This window comes from Cohaesibacter intestini, from assembly GCF_003324485.1.
Classification (GTDB): Bacteria; Pseudomonadota; Alphaproteobacteria; order Rhizobiales; family Cohaesibacteraceae; genus Cohaesibacter; species Cohaesibacter intestini.
In genome coordinates this window covers 461889-482426 of sequence record NZ_QODK01000003.1, presented here as the reverse complement: position 1 = coordinate 482426, position 20538 = coordinate 461889, and the positions used below count along the sequence as shown (strand labels likewise).

At 56.9% G+C, this 20538-nt stretch carries 14 protein-coding genes; 5 read left to right on the top strand and 9 right to left on the bottom strand.

The window, feature by feature from the left end:
* Positions 1-14: 14 nt before the first annotated feature.
* The 9 genes from DSD30_RS12880 to DSD30_RS12840 all read right to left on the bottom strand — a co-directional run bounded on the left by DSD30_RS12880 (position 15) and on the right by DSD30_RS12840 (position 14059).
* Complete coding sequence (locus DSD30_RS12880) at positions 15-650, bottom strand: hypothetical protein (protein WP_114010077.1); 636 nt, start codon at positions 648-650, stop codon at positions 15-17.
* 141 nt (positions 651-791) lie between these two features.
* Positions 792-2651 (bottom strand): [FeFe] hydrogenase, group A, encoded by a 1860-nt coding sequence (locus DSD30_RS12875; RefSeq protein ID WP_114010076.1) that lies wholly within the window; start codon positions 2649-2651, stop codon positions 792-794.
* 3 nt (positions 2652-2654) lie between these two features.
* Positions 2655-4652, bottom strand: coding sequence for an FAD-dependent oxidoreductase (locus DSD30_RS12870; RefSeq protein WP_114010075.1), 1998 nt, complete (start codon positions 4650-4652; stop codon positions 2655-2657).
* Between the two features lie 561 nt (positions 4653-5213).
* The gene (locus tag DSD30_RS12865) at positions 5214-6617 is read right to left on the bottom strand and encodes a TRAP transporter large permease (protein WP_114010074.1); all 1404 of its coding nucleotides are present in this window, start codon (positions 6615-6617) and stop codon (positions 5214-5216) included.
* An 11-nt stretch (positions 6618-6628) separates the two neighbouring features.
* Complete coding sequence (locus DSD30_RS12860; RefSeq protein WP_114010073.1) at positions 6629-7261, bottom strand: TRAP transporter small permease subunit; 633 nt, start codon at positions 7259-7261, stop codon at positions 6629-6631.
* Positions 7262-7339: 78 nt separating this feature from the next.
* Entirely contained in the window at positions 7340-8350 is a 1011-nt protein-coding gene (dctP, locus tag DSD30_RS12855; protein ID WP_114010072.1) for a TRAP transporter substrate-binding protein DctP, read from the bottom strand.
* A 144-nt stretch (positions 8351-8494) separates the two neighbouring features.
* Complete coding sequence (locus tag DSD30_RS12850) at positions 8495-9895, bottom strand: sigma-54-dependent transcriptional regulator (RefSeq protein ID WP_114010071.1); 1401 nt, start codon at positions 9893-9895, stop codon at positions 8495-8497.
* The gene (locus tag DSD30_RS12845) at positions 9892-11700 is read right to left on the bottom strand and encodes a sensor histidine kinase (RefSeq protein ID WP_114010070.1); all 1809 of its coding nucleotides are present in this window, start codon (positions 11698-11700) and stop codon (positions 9892-9894) included. The genes DSD30_RS12850 and DSD30_RS12845 overlap by 4 nt, the downstream gene beginning before the upstream one ends.
* 100 nt (positions 11701-11800) lie before the next feature.
* A complete protein-coding gene (locus tag DSD30_RS12840) occupies positions 11801-14059 on the bottom strand; it encodes a molybdopterin-dependent oxidoreductase (RefSeq protein ID WP_114010069.1) in 2259 nt (752 codons plus the stop codon).
* A 214-nt stretch (positions 14060-14273) separates the two neighbouring features.
* Between DSD30_RS12840 and DSD30_RS12835 the strand changes: the two genes are divergently transcribed.
* From DSD30_RS12835 to DSD30_RS12815, 5 genes are all read left to right on the top strand, one after another.
* Entirely contained in the window at positions 14274-15764 is a 1491-nt protein-coding gene (locus tag DSD30_RS12835; RefSeq protein ID WP_198662945.1) for a protein adenylyltransferase SelO, read from the top strand.
* A gap of 202 nt (positions 15765-15966) precedes the next feature.
* A complete protein-coding gene (locus DSD30_RS12830; protein ID WP_114010068.1) occupies positions 15967-16878 on the top strand; it encodes a pirin family protein in 912 nt (303 codons plus the stop codon).
* A 96-nt stretch (positions 16879-16974) separates the two neighbouring features.
* Positions 16975-17964, top strand: a complete 990-nt coding sequence (locus DSD30_RS12825; RefSeq protein WP_114010067.1) for a glutathione S-transferase family protein — start codon at positions 16975-16977, stop codon at positions 17962-17964.
* Positions 17965-18120: 156 nt separating this feature from the next.
* The gene (locus DSD30_RS12820) at positions 18121-19251 is read left to right on the top strand and encodes an S-(hydroxymethyl)glutathione dehydrogenase/class III alcohol dehydrogenase (RefSeq protein WP_114010066.1); all 1131 of its coding nucleotides are present in this window, start codon (positions 18121-18123) and stop codon (positions 19249-19251) included.
* A 193-nt stretch (positions 19252-19444) separates the two neighbouring features.
* Positions 19445-20341 (top strand): DMT family transporter, encoded by an 897-nt coding sequence (locus DSD30_RS12815; protein WP_114010065.1) that lies wholly within the window; start codon positions 19445-19447, stop codon positions 20339-20341.
* Positions 20342-20538: the final 197 nt, after the last annotated feature.

Below are 20538 nucleotides of genomic sequence, written 5' to 3'. Positions count from 1 at the left end.
TCAGGCCCCCTTTTTCAATCTGGTCTGGTTTTCAGAAAAACCCGCCGGACCATGTCGATGAGACGGCAGGCAAAAAGCCATTCATCGGGATGTCCTGTTCCTTCCTTTTGAAGATAGATTTCAAATCCGACATAGACCGGTTGTTCGGCACGCCAGATCGCTTCAGGCAATTCAGGCTTGGAGAAGAGCTGTGAACGCAGGGCCTCCATGCTGAGTTCATCCAAGTCCGCATCCGAAACCATGCGGATCGGCCGCAGATATTTGCCCGTCATGAGCGGATCTTCTTCATGGGCTTTCAGACAATGGTCCAAAAAGGCGGCATCGGCAGCAAACAGATCCGCATCGGCACGATCTTTCTGGCGACAATGCAGGTCGATCATCAGCTGACAGTTGTCGCTAATATCCTCCGCAATGCGACGATAAAGCCGGTCGTGACCATCGAGATAGGCTTGCAACTGATCGGGTCGGGGCCGCCGCGCAGACAGCCCATGACCTACCCGCAGGATATCGATATTCTTCCCTTGCAGCAGCTTGGCAACCTCTTCACCAAATGCCGCTTCTTCCCGATGCACACCGATGACAACAAGCGTATCCTTGGCTCCAGGTTCGTTGGATATCCTCTTTTTTGAACGGAAGAACGGAAGGCGCATGCGGGAACAGCTCCTGACTTCAAAGCGCAATTGCAGTCGAGTGGCAGTGTGGGAGAAAAGTGGCCCACATGCAACCGCGCAAAGCCATTGCCAAGAAGACAAAACAACCCGGCAGCCTGTTTGCCGGGTTGCATCGCCTTTTCAGTAGACAATGGTGCTCATGGTCAGCCGATCCCACATTTCGCGCACCGTCTGGTGGATGTCGCGCCTGCGATCTGAATAGTGGGTATGGAGCAAGGCATGGGCCTTGTCCGAGTTGGGCGCTTCAAGAAAATCGCGATAGAGCGACTGAACCTGAAGATTCTTGTGCGACTGGCGAACAAGCTGCTTCCGATCCACGTTGTAGATCGTCGCACGGCGCGCCATGGCCTTGTCGAGATAGGCTTTCTTGGACCGCAGGGATCCGCCACCATCGACGCAGCCACCGGGACAGGCCATGATTTCGATAAAGTCAAAATCTACCTCTCCCTTGCGGATTGCCTCGACCAATGCCCGCGTTTCCCCCAAGCCATGACACATGGCGACCTTGACCTTGCCGAATGGGCCGCCGAGATCGACGTTGGCTGAGCGAACTCCATCGAAGCCGCGCAATTGTTCCAGCTCGATTTGGTCCAGTTCCTTGTCATTGATCACCGCATAAAGCGTGCGGACAGCCGCTTCCATGACGCCACCAGTGGTGCCGAAAATGGCCCCGGCACCGGAATATTCGCTCATATAGGGATTATCAAAATTTGAGGGTTTGATGGTCTTGAGATCGATCCCCTCGCGCCGCAGCAGGCGTGCAAACTCGCGGGTTGTCAGAACCACATCGGTGTCGGGCATACCATTGGTCGCCAGTTGCGGCCGCGCCGCCTCTTCTTTCTTGGCCGTGCAGGGCATGATCGAAATGACGCGGATCTTGTCAGCAGGCACGCCGACCTTGTCAGGCAGGTAGGTCTTGGACAGGGTAGAGAGAACCTGTTGCGGTGATTTGGTCGAGGATAGCATTGGCAGGATGTCGGGATAATGCATCTCGGCGAAATTGATCCATGCGGGACAGCAGGAGGTGAAAGTGGGCTTCTTGCCTTCCTTCAGGCGGTTCAAAAGCTCGATCCCCTCCTCCATGATCACCACATCGGCTGCAAAGTTGGTGTCGAGTACAATGTCGATACCGATCTTGCGGCAAGCGGCGATGATCTGGCCTTCCACATTGGTACCGGCGGGCAGACCAAATTCCTCACCAAAGGCGACGCGGACGGCTGGTGCAAACTGGACCACCGTTGTCAGCTCGGGGTCGCAAATAAAGTCCAATGCCCGATCGGTTTCATCCCGCTCGCCCAAAGCTCCGGTCGGGCAGACCAGCACGCATTGACCGCAAGAGACACAAATGGAATTGGCGGCATCCACCCCATCGCGCATCTGGACCAGCCGGTTGACCCCGACCCCCGCCATGACGAGAGCATCGACTTGCTGGTGCTGGCGGCAGACCGCGACGCATCGCTGGCATCGCACACAGCGGCGCATGTCACGCACCAAGGCAGGTGATGAGCGATCAACCTCGCGGGCCTCGACCTTGGCGCGATCAAAGAAACGGTTTTCCTTCAAACCGACAAACTGCGCCAGATCCTGCAACTCGCAGTCCCCATGCCGGTTGCAGGTGGCACAATCCTGCAAATGGTCAGCCATCAGCAACTCGACCTGCAGCTTTTGCATGTCGCGGACCCGTTGGGTCCGGGTCTGGACATCGAGTCCCTCGCGCACGGGGGTGTCACAGGCGGTGACAATTTTTGTCTTGTCCTTACCAGCCTGTGTGATCTCGACAACACAGACACGACAGGTGCCCGGTGTATGGTCGATATCATCCAGCTCGCAAAGGGTCGGGATGTAAATGTCATGACGCCGTGCGCAGGCAAGGATCGTCTCGTCCGGGAACGCCTTGCACTGGCTTTTGTTGATGGTCAGCGAGATGGTCGCCTCATCGGGGTCGCGGTGGGCATGGTGCGTCAGATCGCGTGTACACATGGCTCAGTCCGCTCCTTCGGGGATGGAATGTTTGGTCACAACAGAATAGACCCGATAGCAACGCATGCAGCGCTGGGCCTCGGCATAGGCATCCTGACTGGAGATAGTGCCTTCTACTTCTCCAAACATATGCTTGCGCAAGTCGGGGTCGAGTTCCGGATTATGCACCCGATAGGCCGCGCGAACCGGCGTCTGAACCACATCATCGGCAAGGAATTTGTTGTCCGAGAGGAGATGGCGCATCCGGGAGCGTTTGAAAAAGCGGATGGTGCCGAGCTGGATCCAATCGTTGATGTTGCGGGCCGCCGTCAGGCCAGCCGCCATGGCATAGATCAGGGTTGATGGTCCGGTAACGCAATCACCGCCCGCAAAGACGCCGGGCCGTGAGGTGGCCATCGATTTGGCCGCTTCGATGCAGTTCCAGCGATCCAGATTGATCCCCCCCTGCTCGATGATTGCCCCATCTTCGACCTGCTGGCCGATGGCGGCAATCACCGTGTCGCAAGGCATGGTGAATTCCGTCCCCGGAACCGGGCGGACGCTGCGCCGCCCGCTCTCGTCCGGCTCGGTTTCCTCCATTCGGATCAGCTCTATGCCAACCACCTTGCCATGTTCGGTCAGAATGCGGGTTGGATTGCACAAAGTGTGGAAGTGGATGTCTTCCTCGTCGGCGGCATCCACCTCCTCGGTGTCGGCAGGCATCGCCCCACGGGTGCGGCGGTAGATCAAATGGACGTCGTCAGCGCCCAACCGGATGGCCGAGCGGACGCAATCCATCGCCACATTACCGCCTCCGACAACAACGACATTGCCCTTGAGGCGCAGATCCTCTGTCTCGTTGACATGATCGTGGACCTTGAGCAAAAACTCGATGCCGCTAAAATAGCCTTTCGCCTTGGTGTCCTCGCCCTTGACGCCAAGGGTCGTGCCTTTTTGGCAACCCAGCCCAAGAAAGACCGCCTTGTAACCACGCGCAAACAGATCATCGATGGTGAAATCTCGGCCCAATTGCTGGCCAAACAGGAAGCGGCCGCCGAGATCGACGATAATGTCGGTTTCCATTGCCAGCGTGTCCTTGGGCAATCGGTAGCTGGGGATACCGATCTGGGCCATGCCACCGGCCTGTTCAAGCTTTTCAAACACGTCGACCTTGTAGCCATGCAGCAACAGGTGGTAAGCGCAGGAAATCCCGGCAGGCCCCGCGCCGATAACGGCCACCTTCATGCTGTCATCAAGGGGTTTCTTGATCATGTCGCGGCTGAATTTCAGGGCTGCGGGTCCCTTTTGCTGGTCTGCGACATAGCGTTTGAGCAATTTGATGCCGACTGCCTCATCAACAAACTTGCGGCGGCAAGCCTGCTCGCAATAGCGCACACAAACCCGGCCACAGGTCGCGGCCATCGGGTATTTTTGAAGCACGACCGCCAGTGAGCTTTTCGGGCGTCCATCGCGGATATAGTCGATATAGCGGGGTACATTGACCTTGGAGGGACAGGCCTCGATGCAAGGAGCGGTCATGTAAACCATGCCATGCTGGGCGCGGATCGGCATGTGGCTGGCGACTTCGGCCTCGAGCTTGTCGCGGAAATGATGCAGGACGTCAAGCAAGGCGACCGAGCAGGTCTGACCAAGACCACAAAGCGAGGTTTCGGTCATTTGTTCGGCCAGCATCTCGATATCGTCAAAGGTCAGTGCCGAGTCGAGGCCCCGTCGCATATTGTCGAGCGCATCACGCACCAGCACCGTGCCCATCCGGCAGGGGGTACAGGCACCGCAGGACTGTGTCGCTGCCTTGTCCATATAACGATAAAGGGAGTCGATCAGACTGACTGTCTCATCAAAGACGAAAAAGCCCCTGTCCGCAAAGAAGGCGCGGATGTCGTTGCCATCGTCAAACTCATTGAAATTCTTCAGTTGCGAGAGAGGAGTTTCCTCAGCGATCGCGCCATTGCGCGCATCATGGACCACTCCATCCCAGACGCCATACACAACCTGTGCCATTGCGACCTTGATCCTTGTGTCGGTTGTCGATGCGCAACCCACTCCCAAAATCGCCTTTCAGATCGCCAAGGTCTGCTTTCGGCCTCAACAATCAGGTCCTCCGACGCCCTTTGAACGCGAGTCTACACATGCTCAACTTTAGTTTCACAAGGCGCAAGAATCCATGCATTAGGTCAAAGACCTTTCCGTAAGGTAAGTCATGTATACACAGCGTAGAAATCCGTATTTTGTTGAGTGAATTCTATTTCATAATAAATTTATACTTTTAAATAAATAACATCCGAAACCGGCCTGTTGGGTATCAGCAACAGCTAATAGGCGAAAAACCGGATTAAGATCAGACAGATAGCAGTTAATTTATGGGCAATTGGACTTATTTACATCGTTCTAACCCGCAAAAATTGCGACCAATTCGTGGATTTTGCCGAGCCTGAGTCCCGGCATTCCTGCCGAGGCAGCGGGCTGCGACAAAAACGCACTCTTACTTTTGTCAGCAAGTAAAAAGGGCGGAAACCGCTTTTGGTTCCCGCCCTTGATGTCTTTCTCAATCCCTTTTGGCCGTCAGCCGGCCTGACTTGGCAACCAAAGCACAATGGCCGGGAAAGCAACCAGCAAAGCGATGGTGGCTGCATCAGCGATGAAGAAGGGGGTAACGCCCTTGAACACATCCTGCACAGACAGATCATCCCGAACCCCGGCCACAACGAAGCAGTTGAGGCCAATGGGCGGGGTGATCAGGCAAAATTCGGCCATTTTGACCACTAGAATACCGAACCAGATGGCACACATCGGGCCTGACATCCCGAAGGTGCTGTCAGCGGCGGAGACGAACTCGCCACCATTCAAAGCCATGACTGCCGGATAGACGACGGGCAAGGTGAGCAGCAGCATGCCGATGGCATCCATGAACATGCCAAGCACCGCATAGGCCAGCAGGATGCAGATCAGGATCAGCATCGGCGACATGGTCAGCGAGGTGATCCAATCGGCAAAGGCTCCCGGCAGGTTGGCAAAACCAAGGAAGCGGACATAGATCAGCACACCCCAAATGATGGTGAAGATCATCACGCTGAGCTTAGCGGTTTCAAGAAGAGCGTCCTTGAATTCTGACCAGCGCATGCCATGCTTGAGGGCCATCAAGAAGACCACAAAGGCCCCAATCGCCCCTCCCTCGGTTGGCGTTCCAAAGGCATCGCCGCCAAAGGGGTTATAGACGAAGAAGATGATGGTGAAGACCACAAACAAGATCGGCAGAGCCGGTGGCAAAGCGGCAAAGCGTTCTTTCCAAGTGAAGCCTGACACAGGAGGACCAAAGCCCTTGATGGTCATGGCCATGCCAATGATCAGCAGCCCATAAATGACCGCAGAAAAAGCACCGGGAATGAAGCCAGCCAAGAGCAGCTTGCCGACATCTTGTTCCACGATGATGGCATAGATCACCAGGATCGCTGAGGGTGGGATGAGCGACGCCAAGGTGCCACCAGCGGCCACAACACCGGCGGCAAAGCGCTTGTCATAGCCAATTTTGAGCATCTCGGGGATGGCGATGCGGGCAAAGACCGCCGAGGTCGCAACAGAAGCCCCGGACACAGCGGCAAAGCCAGCGGTGGCAAAGACGGTGGAGACGGCCAAGCCCCCCGGCACCCAAGCGAACCAGCGCTTGGCAGCCTCGAACAAAGCGCGGGTCAGGCCGGCATAATAGGCCAGATAGCCAATCAGGATGAAGGTCGGAATGAGGCTGAGAGCCTGCGATGAGACCTTCGAATGGGGCACCTGCCCGGCGGTTTTGACGGCCACGGTAACGGCCTTCATAAAACGATCCGGGTTGTAGCCGAATTTCGCCCAGAAGATCCAGATCAGGCCGACCATCCCCGCAGCACCGGCCGCGAACGCAACACGCATGCCCAACAGGACCATGACGAGCATACCGCCCGAGACGGCCAGACCAATATCAATCGGTTCCATATGGGGCTCTCCTATTGGTCATGGCCGGAAACATGTCCGGCTTCTTCTGCGGCCAATTGAGCCGCATCGGCAACAAGCGGCACAGCAATCGGGGACGTATCATTGCGGATAAAGGCACGCAGATAGGCCCAAACCTGCACAACAAGCCGCACACAGAGCAGCGAGAAGGCAACCGGAGCCAACAGCTTGGCCGGCCATATCGGCAAGGCGATGTCCATCGAGCTGTCACGGCTCCACATCGGCATGGCAAAGTCGAAGCTGCGTTCGAAATGGGACCATGTGCCCCAGACAAGCAGCAGCATCAAGCCCAGAATGAACAGTGTGGTGAGCAGTTCCACCAGATAGAGCGGGCGGCCACCCAGGGTACTGACCACCATATCCATGCGGATATGCCCGCCAGAACGCTGGACATAGGCGATGCCCATGAAGGCGATCAGCGGCATGGCCTGCTCGATCCAGTCGACATAGCCCGGCAAGGGTTGATTCAGGATATTGCGCCCTCCTACGGAGAGCACAGCCAGCACCATCAGAACAAATACGGTGAGACCGCTCAGCAATGCGAAGAAGGCTTCGATTTTCTCGAGAAAACGGTCGGTGCGGCCAAGGGCGCTGTCATCAGACAACAGCAAAGAGGAACCTGCCATCGCAGACCTCCTTCATCTTTAAAGCCAGAAAAAAGAAGCAGCGCCCGTCGCGAACGGACAGGCGCTGCCTCTGGAGGGTTATTTTGTCTCGGCAATCATGCCGGTGATCATGTCATACAGCTCCTGAGCCGGCAGCCCGCGAGCGGTATTTTCCGTGACCCAAGCCTCTGCTGCCGGGGCAGCCGCAGCTTTCTTGAAGGCGGCAATCTGGTCATCGGAGAAGGTCACCTGTTTAATGCCACGCTCTTCAAGTGCAGGGCCCCAGGCCTTCATGGTCTTGTTGTTGTAGAAGTCGATGTAATAGGCCAGAGACTCTTCAACAGAACCAAGCAGGGCGTCACGATGCGCATCGGACAGATCATTCAGCGCGTCGGTGTTGACCACGACCGGGCAGTTCACGGTGCCTGGATTGAGGTTGGTGGTCCACCAGTTGGCTTTCTCGATGGTGCCAAAGGACATGTGGGCATGCGGTGCAAAGCTGGCAGCCTTGATCACACCGCTATCCATGGCCTGACGGACTTCGGTTGCGGACATGGAGGTCGGGACAGCGCCAACGGTTTCCATCGCCTTGCCAATGCCACCGGTGGCACGCACGGACAGACCTTCAAAGTCGGAAAGCTTGGAAGGTGCGTCGCCCACACCGACAATATTATATTGCGGCAGTGGCGATGGCATCAGAAGCGTTGCGTTCCAGCGGGCCAGATCCTTGACAACAGCAGGATGCTTGTAGAGTGCCATCGACAGCTCGGTTTCCTGCTTGAGCGTGGAAACGCCAAGGAAAGGCAACTCAAGAACGGTGATGGATGGGTTTTTGTCGCGGTGATAGCCAGCGCAGAACTGAGCCATTTCAAACGCACCGATGGAAATACCATCGAGATTCTCACGGTTCTTGGACAGACCGCCATAGCTGATATTGAGGGTAAACTCGCCATTGGTTTTGGCACTGACCAGCTCAGCCAATTTCTCGACATGCTCGGTGAAAGCACGGCGTTTACCCCAGAGGGATACGTTCCACTCCGTGGCATAGGCTTCGGAAACAAAGGTGACAGAAAGGGCGACCAGAGCCGCCTGGCCTAGGAATTTGCGCATGGTAATCCTCCCGATTTGCATGCTGTCTCACTTTTTATGTGGAGCTAGCATCCCGGATTGGTTTGGATTTGGCTATGAGTCTTTTCGCGCGATCTGTGGGACAAGCCCTGCGGAAACCCGCAGGGCAGAAGAATATGCCCAAATTCAGAGCAAAGCGTCCTTGTTGAGGCCAAGTTTCACGATCTTCTCGTTCAAGGTGCGTCGGCCAATGCCCAAAGATTCGGCAGCGGCATCCATCCGGCCCTCATGCTCGCGAATGGCTTTGCCGATCAACTCGCGCTCAAAGGCGGCGACGGCCTCGCGCAGGGTGCTTGGGACGCCTGCGATCAACTGGTCGCTTTCGATGATCTGCATCATCGATGTTCGACCTCGACGCGCCCCCAGCACGCGCCGCTCGGCCACAGAACGCAATTCGCGCACATTGCCCGGCCAGTCGTGGCTCATCAATGCAGCAAGATCCTCCGATCCCAGCGCGAAGCCCATTTCTGCCCCCTGCTCTACATCCTTGTCTGGCCTTTGCTCAGATCCCTTCTGTGGCCAATCGGCACCATAGACACGGGCATATTCCCCCATAAAGTGGGTCATCAGAAGGGCAATGTCGTCACGCCGCTGGCGCAACGGCGGCACGGTCATCACAAAGGTGTTGATGCGAAACAGGAAGTCCTGCCGCAAGAGGCCATCGGAGACGGCCTTGGACATATCCTCCTTGCTGGCAGACACCACGCGGAAACTGACCGGGATTGGCGTGGAGGCTCCGACCGGCATAATGCGCTTATTCTCGATTACCCGCAGCAACTGCGCTTGCACCGGCACCGGGCAGGAGCAGACCTCATCGAGAAACAATGTCCCGCCAGAGGCGGCCAGCAGGCGTCCATCCTTGCCACCGGATGTGCCGAACATTTCGCTCTCAAAGGTATCGGGCGAAAGCACAGCGCAATTGATCGCCAGAAAAGGTCCGTCGGCATTGGGGCCCAGATCATGCAGCGCGCGGGCGACCAGTTCCTTGCCGGTGCCGGTTTCTCCCTTGATCAACACAGCGGCAGGGACATCCGCAAGGTCGACAATATCGCGGCGCAGCGCCTCGATTTCCTCGCTTTGCCCCAGCAGCATCCGGTCGAGACCGGACAGGCGCCTCAGTCGGGCTTTCAAGCGGGCATTGTTGAGGGTGATGCGATATTGATTGGCGGCATTGCGCAGGATGGTCAACAGGCGGCGCGGCTCACAGGGCTTTTCAACGAAGCTGTAGGCGCCGTCCTGAATGGCCTGCACGGCCATCGGAATGTCACCATGGGCGGAAATCAGCACCAAGGGCGGCGACATGCTCTTGTCGAGACTGGCCAGAAGATCAAGACCTGACATGCCGGGCATGCGAACATCGGACAGGATGGCGTCGGGCTGGAACTCGGCCAGCCGGTCCGGCACCAGATTGGCGCGGGCCACCGCTTCGACGCGCCAACCAGCAGCTTCCATCAGGTCGGTCAGCGATTGGCGCATGGCCTTGTCGTCATCGACGATCAAGACACTGATTTGCTGGTCTTCCTTCATGCGTCCCTGTCTTCTCCCACTTCGTCTGACGGGTGTTCTTGCAAGGCTCCAACCGCCCGGTCGTCCTTGATCGGCCAAGCGGTCTCGAGCGCATGCAGTTCCACCCGGAACACCGCCCCACCCTCAGGTCGATCCCAAGCGGACATCTGGCCATCATGATCATTGACGATGCCTGCGGAAATGGCCAGCCCCAAACCCATACCGCGTCCACTTTCGCGCGTTGTAACGAAAGGCTCCTGCAATTCCTTAAGGCTTGTGCCGCCAAGCCCGTGGCCATTGTCGATGATTTCGAACCAGACCGTGTGCCGCGTTCGGCCCATTGCAATTGTCATTGTTGGATCATCAACCTCCTCGCACGCATCAATCGCGTTGCGCAGAAGGTTGGTCATGGTCTGCTCAAGGCGAAACCGACTGCCGCGCACAAGGATCGGCTCAACCGGTGGTGAGAAGTGCACCAGAACGCCGCTTTCCTTGAGGTTGGGTTCCACCAGACCAAGGGAAATCTGCATTGCGTCACGCAAATCGACATCCTCGAAATTCTCTTCATCCGTCCGGGCAAAGAACTTCAATTGCCGCGTGATATCCTCCATCCGGTCGACCAAACCGCCAATCCGTGTCGACAGGGTGGAAGACAGATTGGAGGTTCCACTGATTTCTGCGGCGGCAACATAATTGCGCATGGCTGCGATGGGTTGCCCCAACTCGTGGGTCACGAGCGCGGCGAGCCGCCCCAACGCCGCCAGACGGCTGGCCCGCTCCAGCTCGTCCTGCGTCTTTTGCAAGGCCTGCTCTGCTGTGCGCCGTTCGCTGATCTCGACAGCCAGTCGTTCATTGGCCTGACGCAGCAGGGCTTCTTCCTCTTCGGACCGTTTCAGCGCTGCGCCAATACGTCGGGTCCGTTGCAACTGGAACAGGATCAGAATTGCCGCCGCGATCATGATTCCGAACCCGGTGACAAGCATGGACCGGGCGACGGCCCGATCATCGGATGCGAAATAGTGCAGGCTCCAGTCATGGGGCAGATCGCTGCTGAACAAATAAAGGCTGGACATGCCATCAATGGTGGCCCGGCTCGGCTCAGGATGCAGGTGTTGTTGCCAATTCAGTGGCTCAAGGTCTTGACCGGGGAATTGCCGTGACAGGCGAATGCGTTCCTTTTGCTTGTCGGTCAACGGGTCGAGCACACGAAACCGCCAATCTGGTTCAGAGGCCAACAAAACCACGCCGGAACGGTTGGTCAGCAAGATTTTCTCGCCCGCATCGCGCCACCGCTCCTGCACCTTGGAGAGGACAATCTTAATGGCCAGAACGCCAAGGATGGTTCCATCTTCGTCCTTGACCGCATCGGCAAGGAAATATCCAGGTTGGCCGGTGGTTGCGCCAATGCCATAAAAGTGGCCCTGTTCGCCCTTCATGGCAGAGAGAAAGTAGGGCCGGAAGGAATAGACCTGTCCGACGAAGCTCGTCGGTGTGCCCGCATTGGACGCGGCGATGGTCACCCCGTCGGCATTCATCAGATAGATGGAATCCAGCCCCGTCGCAGCAACAAAATCCTTGAAACGATTGTTAAGAAAACCGGTATCGCCGCCTGCGCTGATCTCCACCACATAAGGGTCGCGGGCGAGAATGTGTGTCAGATGGGAGAAGCGCTGCAACTCGGCAATCAGCGACGAGCGATAAAGCGACAGACGTCCTTCGGCCTTGCTCTGTTCTTCGGACTGGAAATAGCCAAAAGACCCCCAGAAAATGCCGGTGGCGATGGCAAAGACGGCAAACAGGGCGGAGATTTGGGGCAGCCAGCGCATTTAGATTGTTTCAGCCAAGATGTTGGAGAGTGTTGGAGGGACTATATATCTTGGCTTTTTTCGAAACAAGCAAAGGCTGCCCGACGGGTAGCGGGCAGTTTCAGGCATCAACAAAACGCGGTGGCTTGTCGATGCTGAGCGGCGGCAACGGCTTGTCCCAGCTTTCGACAAAGACCAGCGTGGTATGGGCAATGTTGCCCTGTGCCAAACCGGACGTGCCCTTGTCGATGGTCAGCACATTGGGGTTGCCATGCACTTCCAAGGCTTCACCATCGACCTGAGCAATGTCGAGCCATGCTCCAGTGGGCAGGGAAATGCAATCCCGGCGCATGCCATCTGTCACAGAAATGGCAGCGAGCGTCGCGCCTCGCTCATTGAAAATGCGGACGAAACCACCGTCCTTTATGCCGCGTTCCTTCGCCGTTTCGGGATGCAGGAAGCAGATTTCACGCCCCTCGCGTTTGCTGCCAACCGACTCTGCGCCGCGATCATTCTGGCTGTGAAGCCGTGTCCATGGCTGGGCAGAAATCAGATGCAAGGCACCGTCTGGCGCGTTGGTCAGATTTTCGATCGGCTGGATCCAGCTCGGATGGCCCGGACAATCTGACAGGCGATACCCGGCAATGGTTTCATTGAACAGGGTCAGCTTGCCACTTTCCGTGCCAAGTTGATGGGCGTCCGGGTCTTTGACAAAGTCGGCCAAGGCCACCCGATCCTCATCGCCATGGTCGGGCAACTCGAAGCGGCCCATAGCCTTGAAGCTTTCAAAATCCGGCACTTCGAAGTCGTTTTTATCAAAGCGCTTCTGGACCTTTTCCCATAGAATGCGAAGCCAGCCTTCGGCGTCTTGGCCCTCAGAGAAGGCTTGTTCATAGCCCATTTCGGCAGACAGCAACCGCATGATGTCGAAGTCATCCTTGGCGTCCCCCAGCGGTTCAAACATCGGCGACATATAAATGACGGACGGATCCGTCTTTTGCATCATGATGTCGGTGCGCTCCAGTGGGCTCGTAGCCGGCAGCACAATATCGGCGCGCCGGGCGGTGGCCGTCCAGCTGTGATCACAAACGACAACGGTGTCAGGTTTCTGCCAGCCCTTCTGAAGGCGATGCAGATCCTGATGATGATGGAACGGGTTGCCGCCGGACCAGAAGATCAGCTTGATGTCGGGATATTGGTATGGATGGCCCTTGTAGAAATATTCGCCGCCCGGATTGAGCAGCATGTCGGTGATGCGGGCAACAGGAATCGTCCGCTTGACCGCATTCTTGCCTTGCGACAGGGACGGCCAGCGGGTGATTTTGGTTGGACGGCCGATGGTGCCGACACCGGAATAGCCAAAACCGAAGCCACCGCCCGGCTGGCCGATCTGGCCGATCATTGCCGCCAGCGCCCATCCTGCCCAAAGGGCCTGTTCCCCATGGTCCGAGCGCTGCAGCGAGAAGGAGACATTGATCATGGTGCGGTTGGTAGCCATGTCCTTGGCGAGCGCGATGATCTGTTCTGTGGGAATGTCACAAATCGGAGCGGCCCAATCCGCACTTTTGGCCTGACCGTCACCTTCCCCCAACAGGTAGGCGCGGAAGGTCGGCCAGCCACTGGTGCAGCGCTCAAGGAACCCCTCGTCATGCCACTCGTTGATCAGCAGGGTATGGCACAGAGCCAGCATCAGGGCGACATCGGTGCCCGGGCGGATCGACAGCCATTCGCCACTTGTCATATCGCTTTGCTGCGGCGAGATGTTGATCTTTCGACCCTTGAGCGCGGCCATCCAGCTTTCGGTTTCGTGACGCGACAGGCCAGAGGAGCTGACCTGACCGGTGCGGCCGGAAATGCCTCCAAAACCGACCAGCAGGGTGCAATGCTCGATCAGGTTCAGCCAGCTGGTGGTCTGTTCCTGAAACTGGGCCTGTGTCAGCCCGGTGATGTAGGGAAACAGCACTTCGGCTGCAGCGTGGGAATAGGTTTCGGTCGAGGTGATTGAGCCACCTGCGAGATTGAGGAACCGGCGCAGCTGGCTTTGGGAATGATGAAAGCGCCCTGCACTGGCCCAGCCATAGGAGCCACCGAAAATGGCCTCATTGCCGTGATCAGTGACCACGCGGCGGACTTCGCCCGCGACCAACTTGGCGGCCTGCTCCCATGAGACTTCAACATAGACGTCATCACAGCGTTTGGTGCCCTTGTCACCCTCCAGCCAACCCTTGCGAATGGCCGGACGCAGGATGCGGCTGTTTGTGTCACGCGCTGCACTGACCCAGCCCTTGCCGATACGAGAGGGTTCCGGGTCATCCTTGACAGGATGCAACTGGTCGCCCTTGATCTCATATGTACCCCAATGCGCTGCGGTCAATTTCATGTCGGCCTCATTTCTGGAAGTCAGGATCAGCAAGCGGATCCGAAGAAAAGAAGTCAAATGGCTAGCATTGTCCCCTTGCCTTGGCAATCCGCTTTTGCCTTTCCCTGCCAAACAGCCACCGTCCGTTGGTCATTTTGATTGGCGCGGGTGACATAAGGCTCTATCCTGCCCATATAAGAAGTAACCCTTAGCAGCCGAGAAAAAGCCGTTCCCGATGGATGAAATGACCCCCTCTTCCCTGTCCTTTCCGTTTGACAACAGCTATGCGCGTGAGCTCGAAGGCTTTTATGCGCCTTGGCAAGGGGAGGAATTTGTCCATCCGCAGCTTGAGATTTTCAACAGCAGTCTGGCCACCCAGCTGGGTCTGTCTCTGGATGCCGAGGATGAGCGGTTGGCGGCCTATTTCTCGGGCTCCGACATGCCCGACGGTGCCGCGCCACTGGCACAGGCCTATGCGGGGCATCAGTTTGGTGGTTTTTCTCCGCAATTGGGGGATGGTCGTGCGCTGCTGATGGGCGAAGTCGTCACGCCGGGGGGCAAACGGTTTGACATTCATCTCAAAGGCTCCGGGCCGACCCCTTTTTCGCGCGGGGGCGACGGCAAGGCAGCATTGGGACCGGTTTTGCGCGAATATCTGATGGGCGAGGCGATGCATGCCCTTGGCGTTCCCACCACCCGCGCCCTTGCAGCGGTGACCACAGGCGAACGCATCCTGCGCAAAAGACTGAAGCCGGGAGCGGTTCTTGCCCGGGTGGCGTCAAGCCATTTGCGGGTCGGCACCTTCCAGTTTTTCGCAGCCCGAAGCGAATGGGACAAGGTGCGGCAGCTGGCCGACTATGCCATTGCCCGTCATTTTCCCAACCTTGCGGGCCGGGATGACAAGTATCTCGCCTTTCTGGCGGCGGTCAGCAAACGACAGGCGGAGCTGATTGCCCGCTGGATGCAAGTCGGCTTCATCCATGGGGTGATGAACACGGACAACATGACCGTTTCCGGCGAAACCATCGATTATGGTCCCTGTGCCTTCATGGATATCTTCGATCTGAATACCGTTTTCAGTTCCATCGATCATCACGGGCGCTATGCCTATGGCAACCAACCGATAATGGGGCGCTGGAACCTGACCAGACTGGCCGAAACCCTTGTGCCCCTGATAGACCCTGACAATGAGGACAAAGCCATCAATCAGGCCACCGACGTGCTGGCGGATTTTGTCCGTGATCACAAACAGGCCTGGCTGAACGGCATGGGACAGAAGATCGGCCTGTTGCGCATCGAAGAGGGCGACGATGCCCTGGTCAAGCATCTGTTTGATGCAATGGCAGCGGGCCGTGTCGATTTCACCAGTTGCTTCCGGGCGCTGGCCGATGCCTTACGCGGCAATGACGCACCGCTCACCGGTCTGTTCAATGATCAGCAAAGGCTCGCCGATTGGCTCGAACGCTGGCAAAAGCGGCTGGCGACGGAGACCGATGATACTCAAGCCGTGGCAGCGGCAATGGATCGCGTCAATCCTCTTTACATTCCGCGTAACCATCTGGTCGAAGCGGTTCTGGAGAAAGCAGAAGAAGAGATGGATCTGGGCGACTTCAAAGCCTTGTTGGCGGTGGTGACCGACCCGTTTCTCAAGCGTGACGGACAGGAGGCCTATGAAGGCCCGGCGCCGGACACATTTGGCCCGCATGTCACCTATTGCGGCACCTAATTCCACAAATCATGATCTAAAACTCATTAGAACGATCAATTTTATGGCGTTGAATTCATGCATTAAGAAATTACCTTAGAGACAACGAACCAAGCGTCAGCGGATTCCGAACAAAGGGGCAGCTGTGCGCTATCATTCATAAACGGCAAGCCGAGACGGCGCACCGACCGTATTCTTGCTGTACAGAGGATGGAGAGAGACCATGTCTATCAGACCCGTTGTTTCCACGTCACAAGCTGTTCCGACGATGGAAGGTGCAGGCGTCAAACTGCATCGCGCTTTCGGCTTTCACAATCCGGAAATGGCAGACCCCTATTTGCTGTTTGATGATTTCCGCAATGAACGGCCCGAAGATTATATTCAAGGCTTCCCGTGGCACCCACATCGGGGGATCGAGACGATCACCTATGTGCTGAACGGCACCGTGGAGCATGGGGACAGTCTGGGCAACCATGGCACCCTCGGGGCAGGTGATGTGCAATGGATGACCGCAGGCTCGGGCATCATGCATCAGGAAATGCCCAAGGGCAACGCCAAGGGCCAGATGCATGGCTTCCAGCTCTGGGCCAATCTTCCTGCCAGCCTGAAAATGACCGCACCACGCTATCAGGATGTGGAATCGAGAGAAATTCCGCAGGTGATCGATGACGATGGCACCAGCGTGAAAATCGTTATTGGCGAATTCTGGGGCAAGCGCGGTCCCGTGGACGGCATTGCGGCGGATCCGCTCTATCTTGATATTTTCGTGCCTGCAGGGGTGCGCAAGCGCTTCAAGATCGACACCTATCGCAATGCTTTTGCCTATGTGTTCGAGGGCGCAGGCCTGTTCGACAATTCTTCCAAACCACGGGGCATCTTGCTGGAGAAGGAAATTCGCGGCGAAGAAGTCAATATCCGCGACATGTCCGGCGACCGCACCCTTGTGCATTTTGGCACTGGCGACGAAGTGGAAGTGCTGGCTGGTCCGAAAGGGGTCCGCTTCCTGCTGATCTCTGGCGCGCCTTTGCAGGAGCCGGTGGCCTGGCATGGTCCGATCGTGATGAATACCAAAGAAGAGATTCATCAGGCGATCCGGGAATTGCGCAATGGCACCTTCATCAAGCCAGCTCACTAGAGCGATCAACAGACACCAATCGCAGCGCGGGAGTGATGAGGCACCTTTTCTTTCCTCGCCTCGTCCTCCCTGACGCGCACAGAAAGGACACTTCCAATGGGACTTCTCATTGACGGCCAATGGCATGACCAATGGTATGACACAAAATCAAGCGGTGGGCGGTTTGTCCGCAAGGATGCCGCTTTTCGCAACTGGGTGACGGCAGATGGCTCCGCAGGCCCGACCGGAACCGGCGGTTTCAAGGCAGAGGCCGGGCGCTATCATCTTTATGTTTCCTATGCCTGTCCATGGGCCCACCGGACCCTGATCTTCCGCGCCCTCAAGGGCCTTGAGGAAATGATTTCCGTCTCGGTGGTCAACAGCTACATGGTGGAACATGGCTGGACCTTTGATCCGCAGGATGGAATGATCCCCGACCCGATCCACAATGCAGACTATATGCATCAGGTCTATACTGCTGCGGACCCGACCTATACCGGTCGCGTAACCGTGCCTGTGCTCTGGGACAAGAAAACCGGCACCATCGTCAGCAACGAGTCATCCGAGATCATCCGGATGTTCAACTCCGCCTTTGACGGCCTCGGAGCCAAGTCGGGGGACTATTATCCGCAGGATCTGCGTAGCGAGATCGACACCATCAACGAGACGGTCTATCACAAGGTCAATAACGGGGTATATAAGGCAGGCTTTGCCACCGAACAGGCCGCTTATGAAGAGGCCGTTGTTCCCCTGTTCGAAACCCTTGATTGGCTTGAGGACCGGCTCTCGCGCATGCGCTATTTGAACGGACCCAAGCCAACAGAAGCCGACTGGCGATTGTTCACCACCTTGTTGCGGTTTGATCCAGTCTATGTCGGGCACTTCAAATGCAATCTCAGAACCATTGGTTCCTATCCAAACCTGTCCAACTATGTCCGGGATCTGTATCAGGTGCCGGGGGTCGCAGAGACGGTTCGGATGGACCATATCAAGCACCACTATTATGCGAGCCACGACATGATCAATCCGACGCGCGTGGTGCCAATGGGGCCAGAGATCGACTTTTCTGCCCCGCATGATCGGGCGCGTTTCAAGGATGCCGCCTGACCGCTCGCCCCGGACCAAGCCATTTATGAATTCTGCTCATGACTGCTATCCCCAAACTTTGACCCGCCCTGATTGTCAGGGCGGGTCTGTTTGTTTATTGACGTGATTTCACTTATCCATCAAACTGATATCCAATCGCAAGCGGGGAGTTTTTCGATGAGAACCAAAGCAGCAGTGGCGTTGGCAGCGGGTGAACCGTTGACCATCATGGACGTGGAGCTGGACGGCCCCAAGGCGGGCGAAGTGTTGGTGGAAATCAAGGCGACGGGCCTTTGTCACACGGACGAGTTCACCCGGTCGGGTGCTGACCCGGAAGGCCTGTTTCCCTCGATCCTCGGCCATGAGGGTGCGGGCATTGTGCTCGAAGTCGGCGAAGGGGTGACAACGCTCAAACCCGGCGACCATGTGATTCCGCTCTATACGCCAGAATGCAGGGAATGCCCGTCTTGCCTGAGCGGCAAGACCAATCTGTGCACGGCCATTCGCAATACACAGGGTCAGGGCCTGATGCCAGATGGCACGACCCGTTTCAAGATGCTCGATGGCACCCCTATCTATCATTATATGGGCTGCTCGACCTTTGCCAATCACACCGTGATGCCAGAGATCGCGTTGGCCAAGGTGCGGGACGACGCCCCGTTTGACAAGATTTGCTATATCGGCTGTGGCGTGACCACGGGCATTGGTGCTGTGATCAACACGGCAGGTGTTGAAATCGGCTCTACCGCCGCAGTCTTCGGACTTGGTGGTATCGGGCTTAATGTCATTCAGGGTCTGCGGATGGCCGGGGCTGACATGATCATCGGTGTTGACCTCAATGACAGCAAAGCCGAGATGGCAAAGAAATTCGGCATGACCCACTTCGTCAATCCGTCCAAGATCGAAGGCTCGGTGGTCGAGGAAATCGTCAAACTCACCAAACGGGGCGCTGACCAGATCGGCGGCGTAGACTATTCCTTTGACGCCACCGGCAATGTCAAGGTGATGCGCGACGCACTCGAATGCTCGCATCGTGGCTGGGGTGTCTCGGTGATTATCGGCGTGGCACCGGCGGGTGCTGAAATCTCGACCCGTCCGTTCCAGCTGGTCACCGGTCGCGTCTGGAAAGGCACGGCCTTTGGCGGCGCCAAGGGACGGACCGATGTGCCGAAATTTGTCGACTGGTACATGGATGGCAAGATCGAGATTGATCCGATGATCACCCATAAACTGACGCTAGACGAAATCAATCACGGCTTCGATCTGATGCATGAGGGCAAATCGATCCGCGCTGTGATCGAGTTCTGATCGCTCTGCATTTCGAGACACAATCAAAGCCAGCGCCTGAAAGGGGGCTGGCTTTTCTGTTCACAGCTCGGGGTGAAGCTGTTGCAAGGCTTTTCTGGGATCCCAGTTTGTGAAAGACTGGAACTCCTATCCTTGTGGTCGCCACTGACCATATCGGGCACACACGCCCTTCTCTATCCAAAGGCTTTTCATCATGGTTCCGTCCAACCGAGCGCATCGTGCCGGCATAGTGTTTGCCATCCTTGCCACCGTTATCTTTGCCTGCGGTGATGCAGCCTCGAAAACGCTGGTGGTGGATCACTCGGTCTGGTTCATCATGATGGCCCGCTACTGGTTTCATCTGACGGTCGCCCTGATCTGGGCAGCCTCCCGACCGGGCGGCATCAAGGGCGCTTTGCGCTCCAATCACCGGGCCATTCAGGTCTTGCGGGGCGTGTTGCTGTTTACCGAAGTGGCGCTGATCATCATGACCTTTGCGCGCCTCGGTCTGGCAGAGACCACCACCCTGATCATGGTGCACCCGCTGATGGTGACGGCGCTGGCCGCGCTCTTCCTTGGGGAACAGGTTGGCTGGCGACGGATTACAGCCCTGCTGGTCGGCATGACCGGTTTGCTGATCATCATGCAACCAACGGGCAACATATGGGGCGTTGGCGGGCTGATCGGCCTTGCGGCGACATCTGCCTTTGCGGTCTACCAGCTGTTTACCCGCCTAGTCAGTCGCCATGATGATGCCATGACGTCCTTTCTTTATGCGGGCATCGTGGGCGTGGTGATGAGCACGATTTTGGGTCTGCCCAATATTCCCGACTGGGAGGTGATCAATTGGCCTCTGTTGGCCGGTGTGTGCATGAGCAGCACATTGGCCCATTTCTTCGTTATCAAGGCCCTGACGCTGGTCGAGGCCAGCGCGATCCAGCCCTATACCTATTTGCAGATTGTCTGGTCGATTCCGATCGGCTTTGTCATTTTCGGCACGTTACCGATCTGGTCGACCCTGTTGGGGGCCGCGCTGATTGTCGCCGCCGGTCTTTATTCGCTGCATCGCGGCCGGGTACAGAACCAAGCGCCAGACGCAACGCAGGGCTGAGGAAAACGCACCAGCAAAACCCAAGGCAGCAAGGTGTTTTCCTGCGACAGAATCAACCAACTTCCCTTGGGTCAATCTGTAAGCAATTGTGCGTACTAATAAAATTCCAAATTCACACATCTTTTTGAGAAGATTTGAACGCAGAGATAATTTGTGAGCTATGCGTTTGATGCAAACCGCGCATTCGTCACGTCAAC